Origin of the sequence: Sandarakinorhabdus sp., assembly GCF_041689835.1 — a bacterium.
Classification (GTDB): Bacteria; Pseudomonadota; Alphaproteobacteria; order Sphingomonadales; family Sphingomonadaceae; genus Sandarakinorhabdus.
This window is the reverse complement of the sequence record NZ_JBDNFM010000038.1, coordinates 1-7,481: the sequence shown is the minus strand read 5'-3', so window position 1 is coordinate 7,481 and position 7,481 is coordinate 1. Positions and strand designations below refer to the sequence as shown.

Sequence of the window (7,481 nt, the reverse complement as noted above, 5' to 3'; positions counted from 1 at the left end):
GGCCGTGGCCGTACGCCGGGGCGGAACACCGCCACATAGCCCTGGGTGATATCGGCCATGCTTACGAGTTCATAGCCCACAGCCTTCACTTCGCAGGCCAGCAGCGCCTTGGGCATGCCATGTTCTTCGGACGGGCGGTCGAGATCGACGATCACGATGTGGCCGCCAGGTTTGAGGCTGCGGCGCAGACGGTCAAGCAGCACATAAGGCTGTGCGATTTCATGATACATGTGGATCATCAGGGCGATATCCACGCTGGCATCCGGCAGGCGAGCATTGGCCTGGCTGCCCTGCACAAAGCGCACGTTACGATGTCCGGCGGTCAACGCGCGCTGGCGCACGCGCTCCAGCGCCGCCACCGAGATATCCTGTGCGAACACCCGCCCCTGCGGCCCCACCACCGGTGCGACACGCATCACATAATAGCCGCCGCCGGTGCCGATATCAGCCACCGCCATGCCGGTGCGAATTCCGGCGAGGCGCATCACGTCGGCAGCTTCACCCACCTTGTCGCGCGCGGCCTCTTCACCCCAGGCCAGGGAAACAATCTTGGCCACAGGGCGCTGCGGGCGCGGCAGCGTGCTTGCGGCGATCAACAGTGGCAGACCGGCGATGAGGGCAAACAGGCGGACAAAACGGTTCATATCGCTGCCATTGCAGGCCAGCATGGCCAAAAAATGTCAGTCTGTGGCCCGAGTTTCAGCGGTCTTTCTTCGGCGCAGCCATGGGTGCAACGCCGGCACTTTCCAGCGTTCGCCAGCGGTTCATCTGGCGCTGGAAGTCATTGAGATCGCGGCCGCCCAATTCGGCGCCGCCGATAAAGCGCAAGCTGACCGGGTTGACCGCCTTGCCGCGCAGCCAGATTTCGTAATGCAGGTGCGGGCCAGTTGAAAGCCCGGTGGAGCCGACCGTCCCGATGCGCTGGCCCTGGCCAATCCGCTGGCCCGGCTTAACGTCGATGCGCGACATGTGGGCATAGGCAGTCGCCAAATCCTTGTTGTGGCGGATCATCACATATTTGCCGTGGCCGCCGTGCCAGCCGGCAAAGCTCACCGTGCCGCCCCCGGCTGCCATGATCGGTTCACCGGAACCGGCGTTGAAATCGACGCCCTTGTGCATGCGCGAAAACCCCAGCACCGGGTGCAGGCGCATGCCGAACCCGCTCGACATGCGGGCGCCATCAACGGGGGTGCGCATCAGGCCCTTTTTCACGCCTTCACCGCTGGCCTGGTAATATTCGCCCTTCCACAGGCCGATTTCCATCGGGTTTCTGCCGCGCCGGGCAAGTGTGCCAAACAGCAATTTTCCGTGACGAACCTCGCCGGTTTCGGCGCGATCCTGTTCGATGATGATGTCGAATCGGTCGGATTTGCCGAGGCCGCGCTCGAAATCGACCACGTGGCGCATCTGCTTGGTGAATTCGGCAGCCTGACCGCTGGGAATGCCGGCGCTGCGCAGTGCCCGATTGAGGCTGCCGCCAACGCTGGCGCTCACCCTGAGCGGGGTGGAATCGATGGCGATCGGGATGCGCCTGAGGGCAAGGCCGCCCTCGCTGCGGGTTATTTCCACTCGCAGATCAAAGGCTGCGCGCACGGCCAGCCGCTCCAGCGGGCGCGGCACCGATTTTGTTTCGCGCCGGCCCAGCACCAGTTCGGCGCGCACGCCGTCGCCGGGGTTGATGTCGGCCAGCAGGCGCGTCACGTCTGCCATATCGGGCGTGCCGACGCCGGCATTGCGCAGAGCGGCCGACAGCCCGCGCCGGCCGACGGTGACGTTGCGTTCAACGCGTGGCCGTTCCGGCGCTTCGGCCAGCGGGCGCAACTGACGCGAATCAACGCGCGGCGCGGCACCGGAAACACCGCCAAAGGCCAGCGGCGCGACGGCATAGGCCCGCGCTTCGTCGCGCTGCGCCGGTGTGAGGGCGGCGGGCGCTGCCTCGAAAATTGGCGGCACGATGCTGCCGCCCGCAAGCGCAGCGCCCACCAGTGCCGTGCAGGCCGCCAGCTTCATCCACCAGCGGCGGCTGCCGATGGCGGCGCCCAGATCAAGATCGATATCATTTTGGGCGGCGGCGCGGCGCAGCCGCTGCCAATCATCGGCGAGGCGCAATCGTTCGGCAGCGGCGGCCCGGGCCAAGGCCTGGCCGGCGCGGGCCACCTGCGCCCCGGGCGCAGACAGCGGGCCGGGCAGCGCAATGCTGCCCCCGGCCGCCGCCTGAAATCCCGGTTGATACAAGCCCGATCCCCCAGCTCCGACAATTAACGCGCGTTTACGCGCAGTTAACCATCGGTTCTTGCCGGATAAATTTGCTTCCGGACGATGTGTGATCTGCCTTCGCTCAGTCGCCGTGTCAATCCAGCAACAATCCGGGGACGAGCGGGCCGGGACGAGCCGCCGTCATTATACGGTCACTTGCGCCGCAGATACGCGCGTGTCAGATTCTCGGCCATGCACAACCGAGCTGGCTGTACATGACGGGGTGGCCGCAGCGTCACCGGCAAAGGCTGGGCCCGCAGAGCCCAGGCTCAGGCTCGGGCTCCGGCTGCCGAAGCCGCGCGGCATCTTGGCTCTTGTCGCTGCGCCGGCCACGCCCCAGATCATGCGTGTGAACCGGTTCGTCGCCTCGCCCGCAAACAACGGCAATAGCCGGGTCACCGCCGTTCTCGGCCCCACTAACACCGGCAAGACCTACCTCGCAGTCGAGCGTCTGTGCGGCCATGCCAGCGGCATCATCGGTTTCCCGCTGCGGCTGCTGGCCCGCGAGGTTTATGAACGGGTGGTGGCGCTGAAGGGTGCGCATCAGGTGGCGCTGATCACCGGCGAGGAAAAGATCGTGCCGCCGGGAGCGCGTTGGTTCCTGTGTACGGTTGAATCGATGCCGCTCGAGCGGGAAGTCGCTTTCATCGCCATCGACGAAGGCCAGGTGGGCGCCGATCCCGGGCGCGGGCACGTGTTCACCGATCGGCTGCTGCGGGCGCGCGGCTATGCCGAAACCATGATCCTGGGTTCGGAAACGCTGCGCCCCCTGATCCGCAAGCTGATCCCCGAGGCCGAGATCATCACCCGGCCGCGCTTTTCCACGCTGGCCTATGCCGGACCCAAAAAGCTTTCGCGGCTGCCGCGCCGTACCGCCATCGTCGCGTTCACGGCGGCCGAAGTCTATGCCATCGCCGAAATGCTGCGCCGGCAAAAGGGCGGGGCAGCGGTGGTCATGGGCTCGCTGTCTCCGCGCACCCGCAACGCCCAAGTGGCGATGTACCAGTCGGGCGAGGTGGATTACCTTGTGGCCACCGATGCCATCGGCATGGGGCTGAACATGGATATCGCACATGTCGCCTTTGCCGCGCTCGGCAAGTTCGATGGCAAGCGCCAGCGCCGGCTCACGCTTTCGGAAATGGCGCAGATCGCCGGGCGCGCCGGCCGCCACCAGCGCGATGGTACCTTTGGCACCGTGCAATTGGGCAGCGCCGCCAATTGCAGTTTTACCCTCGAAGAGATCGAAGGGCTGGAGGAACATGATTTCGAACCACTGACGCAATTGGTCTGGCGCAACACCGATCTGGATTTTTCCAGCCTGCCGCGGCTGGTTGCCACCCTTGATGAACGGCCGCCGCGCCCGGAACTGGTGCGATCGGATGATGCCATCGACATGGCCGTGCTGAAGCGGCTGGCCGGCGAGCCATGGGTGATGGAGCGCGCCAGCAGCCGGCTGCTGGGTGAGCGCGGCCTGATTCGGTTGTGGCAGGCCTGCAGCTTGCCGGATTATCGCAAAACCGGAGTGGAGACGCACACGCGGCTGGTGGGCCGGGTGTTCCGCCATCTCACAGAAGGCCGCGGCCGGTTGCCCGATGCGTGGATTGCAGCGGAAATCGCTCACCTCGACCGGGTGACGGGCGATGTGGAAGCGATTGCCGATCGCATCGCGGCGGCACGCACCTGGACGTATGTGGCGCACCGCGCCGACTGGTTGGACAATGCCGCCAGTTGGGCAGAACGCACCCGCGCGCTGGAAGACCGCCTGTCGGATGCGCTGCACGGCGCGCTGACCCAGCGTTTCGTCGATCGCCGTACCGCCGTGCTGCTCAACGATCTGAAGGCGCGCGGCGTTTCGGCGTATGTGCTGATCGAGCCTGACGGCGGGGTGGCCGTGGACGGCGAGCTGATCGGGCGGTTGGACGGTTTCCGTTTTACCGCCGATGCCGCTGCTGGCGCTGGCGAGCAGCGCCTGTTGCTGGCGGCTGCCGAACGCCACTTGTCGCGCGAACTTGCCGCCCGGGCGCGGCAACTGGCCGAAGCCGGTGATGCCGATTTCACACTGGATTTCGATGGCAGCCTGCCGCCGCGCCTGCTGTGGAAGGGCGCACGCGTGGCGGTGCTGAGAAAGGGCCGTGACGCGCTGGCGCCGCGCGTGGAGCTTGACCGCGCCGTTGCCGCCATCAGCCCGCATGATCGCAAGCGGGTGCAGGAACGGCTGGAGCAGTATGTTGCCGCTGCCATTGCCAGCGTCGCTGCGCCGCTGGCCCGGGTGCATGCGCTGCGCACCGAGGTTTCGGCTCCCGCACGCGGCCTGATCGTGCAGCTGGTCGAAGGCCTTGGCGTGCTGGCGCGCGGCGGCGTGACCGAACAATTGGTGGGCGTGACCCGCGCCGATCGTCAGGCGCTGAGTGGTTGCGGCGTGCAACTGGGGCCGCTGCATCTGTTCGTGCCCGCGCTGCTGCGCCCGGAGGCGACACGCTGGCGCCTGGCCCTGTGGGCGGTGGCCAGCGATCTGGCCAGCCTGCCGCCGCTGCCGCTGCCGGGCCGGGTTTCCGTCTCGGGCGCAGCCGTGGCGGCGCCGGCCGATGTGCTGTTGGTGGCCGGTTTTTGGCGGCTGGGCGAGGGCAAGGACGCGATCGCCGTGCGCATCGACATGGTGGACCGTCTGTCCCGTCACATTCACGAGCGCCGCGACGGGCGGGTGCCATTCATGCCCGATCCCAATTGGGCGGCCAGCCTGGGCTTGTCGCAGGACGGGCTGGCCCGGCTGCTGCGGGCGCTGGGCTATCGGCCGCGTTTGGTCGATGGCACGCCGCATTTCGCTTGGGCCGGCCCGCCTCGGCTGCCCAGGCGCCGCACTGCACTCGTTACCGATGCTGTTTCCGCGGCCAGGGGGAACGAGACATCGCCATTCGCCATCTTGGCCGGGATGAGGGGGAGGTAGCATTTGGTCTACGGGGCCGGGTTGAGATTGGACAAGTTTCTTTGGTTTGCGCGCCTGGCGCCATCCCGATCCCATGCTCAGTACCTGTGTGAAAGCCGACGATTGCGCGTTGATGGCCGGGTGGTGGACCGTGCTTCGGCACTGGTCAGGGCGGGTGCCGTGCTCAGCTGGCCGCGGGGTGGTGATGTGATCGTGGTGCGGGTGACCGGCCTGCCCGATCGCCGCGGGCCTTATGTTGAAGCACGCGATTTCTACACCGATCTCAGCTCGGGACAGCCGGTGATCAGCGCCGATGCGGCGTTGGCACCGCAACATGCCCACTTGCCAGAAGCCTTCGCCCTCGCTTAAGGCGCGAAGACATATTCAGCGGACCAACAGCCTTTTGAGGGCTTCTGCCTCCGCGAAGGGAGATTTATGGCCTACATCGTCACAGAAGCGTGCATCAAGTGCAAGTATATGGACTGCGTCGAAGTCTGTCCGGTGGACTGCTTTTACGAAGGCGAAACGATGGTGGTGATCAACCCCAGCGAGTGCATCGATTGCGGCGTGTGCGAGCCGGAATGCCCCGCTGAAGCCATCCTGCCCGATACCGAAGGCGGTCTGGAAAAGTGGATGGAGATCAACGCCACTTACGCCGCCCAATGGCCGAACATCACCGTTAAGGGCGAAAGCCCGGATGATGCCGATTCGCACAAGGGCGAAGAAGGCAAGTTCGACAAATATTTCACCGCGACCCCGGGCGCTGGCTCGTAAAAGCCCGTCAGGCTGGTGACTTTCCGGCCGGTAAACGGCTGAGGATGAGGCTTATTGACCCAAAAGTGTCATTTTGCTGGGCGCAGGAGACCATTGGCATGGCAATTGTGACGATTTTCTGATAATGACACCCTGTGGTCGGTGGTATTTTCCCCCGGCCGGTTTCGTAGGTTCCGTTGCTGTTTCCGCCAACCTGCCAGGCGGGCAACGGGCCAGGGTCAAGAGCAGGCAGGCACGTCAGCGGTTCGTCAGCAATCTTTCGGGCAGCGCGCAGCGCACGCCCGTCCTGCGCGATTCATCCTGACGACCTGATAAAAAAAGGACGCCGGACCTATGATAATTGCCAAGCCGCTTGCTTTTGAAGTCGGTGATTATGTTGTGTATCCCAAGCATGGCGGGGGTCGCTTGGTTGAAATCCAGTGCCAGGTGATCGCCGGCACGTCGCTCGACCTGTTCGTGTTGCGCTTTGAAAAAGAGCGGATGACGCTGCGCGTTCCCACTAACAAGGCGGAAAGCGTCGGCATGCGCAAGCTGTCGAGCCAGGCCACCATGAACGAGGCACTGACCACGCTCAAGGGCCGGCCGCGGATCAAGCGCACCATGTGGTCGCGCCGAGCCCAGGAATATGAAGCCAAGATCAATTCGGGCGACCTGGTCAGCATCGCCGAGGTGGTGCGCGATCTGCACCGCGCCGAAGATCAGCCGGAACAAAGCTATTCCGAACGCCAGATTTACGAAGCCGCCATTGGCCGTCTGGCGCGCGAACTCGCCGCGATGGAAAACATCGACGAGCCGACCGCCCAGCAGAAGATCGAACAGGTGCTGAAAGCGGCATAAGCCGCCTGCCGCCTCAATCCCCGCCGACATTGGCCAGCTCGCAGCATTGGTTTCAGGCCTTCAAGGCCGTGGTCTATGCGGCACTGTTCGCCAATGTCGGCGTTTTCATGTGGGTTGCCGATGACTGGCTGGCACCCAAGGCCATCGACCAGATCGGCTGGGTCATCATTCTTGCCGTGTTCGAATGGGAAACCGGCCGGCTGCGGGCTGGCCGGGCACTCACCCGGATCAGCGCACCGGCGCTGCTGGCCGAGCTGGCCGGCTATGGCTGCGCGGTCTATGCGCTGCAACATCATGCCGTGACCGGCAATGCGGTGGAGGTTGCCAACAGCATCGCGTGGCTGACGATATCGGCCCTGATCTGGGTTGATCTGTTCCGACCGGCCGGTGCCCGCGGGCCCATACGTACGCTGCTGCGCCTCAGCCTTTATGCCGTTGCGCTGGCGTGCGCCATGTGGTGTGCCGGCACCGGTTCCTGGCTGGATTTTTGGGACGCTGTCATCTGGATCATTTGCTTCTTTGTGATCGAACTGAATATTTTCGGCTTGAAATTGCCGGGCTTGCGCCGCTGATCAGCCCGAAATCAGCCCAAGCTCAACCGTTCCAGTGGCTGGTGATTGCCGACAGATCAGGGAGCGGCCGTTCTTCCAGGGGTTTGCCCTGCGTGCCGAGGAAGAAGAAGCCGGCGATG

At 65.0% G+C, this 7,481-nt stretch carries 7 protein-coding genes; 5 read left to right on the top strand and 2 right to left on the bottom strand.

Features of this window, described 5'->3' with window-relative positions:
* Nucleotides 1-644, bottom strand: a 644-nt coding sequence (locus ACESL8_RS01795; protein WP_372915298.1) for a class I SAM-dependent methyltransferase, incomplete at its 3' end; no start/stop codon positions are given.
* 55 nt (nt 645-699) lie between these two features.
* Nucleotides 700-2,235: a peptidoglycan DD-metalloendopeptidase family protein gene (locus tag ACESL8_RS01790; RefSeq protein WP_372915296.1), complete on the bottom strand. Its 1,536-nt coding sequence runs from the start codon at nt 2,233-2,235 to the stop codon at nt 700-702.
* 364 nt (nt 2,236-2,599) lie between these two features.
* Here ACESL8_RS01790 and ACESL8_RS01785 point away from each other — a divergent pair, with 364 nt between their 5' ends.
* From ACESL8_RS01785 to ACESL8_RS01765, 5 genes are all read left to right on the top strand, one after another.
* The gene (locus ACESL8_RS01785) at nt 2,600-5,200 is read left to right on the top strand and encodes a helicase-related protein (RefSeq protein WP_372915294.1); all 2,601 of its coding nucleotides are present in this window, start codon (nt 2,600-2,602) and stop codon (nt 5,198-5,200) included.
* A gap of 3 nt (nt 5,201-5,203) precedes the next feature.
* The gene (locus ACESL8_RS01780; protein WP_372915292.1) at nt 5,204-5,548 is read left to right on the top strand and encodes an RNA-binding S4 domain-containing protein; all 345 of its coding nucleotides are present in this window, start codon (nt 5,204-5,206) and stop codon (nt 5,546-5,548) included.
* A 66-nt stretch (nt 5,549-5,614) separates the two neighbouring features.
* Complete coding sequence (fdxA, locus tag ACESL8_RS01775) at nt 5,615-5,953, top strand: ferredoxin FdxA (protein ID WP_372915290.1); 339 nt, start codon at nt 5,615-5,617, stop codon at nt 5,951-5,953.
* A gap of 336 nt (nt 5,954-6,289) precedes the next feature.
* Entirely contained in the window at nt 6,290-6,790 is a 501-nt protein-coding gene (locus ACESL8_RS01770; RefSeq protein WP_372915300.1) for a CarD family transcriptional regulator, read from the top strand.
* A gap of 29 nt (nt 6,791-6,819) precedes the next feature.
* Nucleotides 6,820-7,362, top strand: coding sequence for a hypothetical protein (locus ACESL8_RS01765; protein ID WP_372915288.1), 543 nt, complete (start codon nt 6,820-6,822; stop codon nt 7,360-7,362).
* Nucleotides 7,363-7,481: the final 119 nt, after the last annotated feature.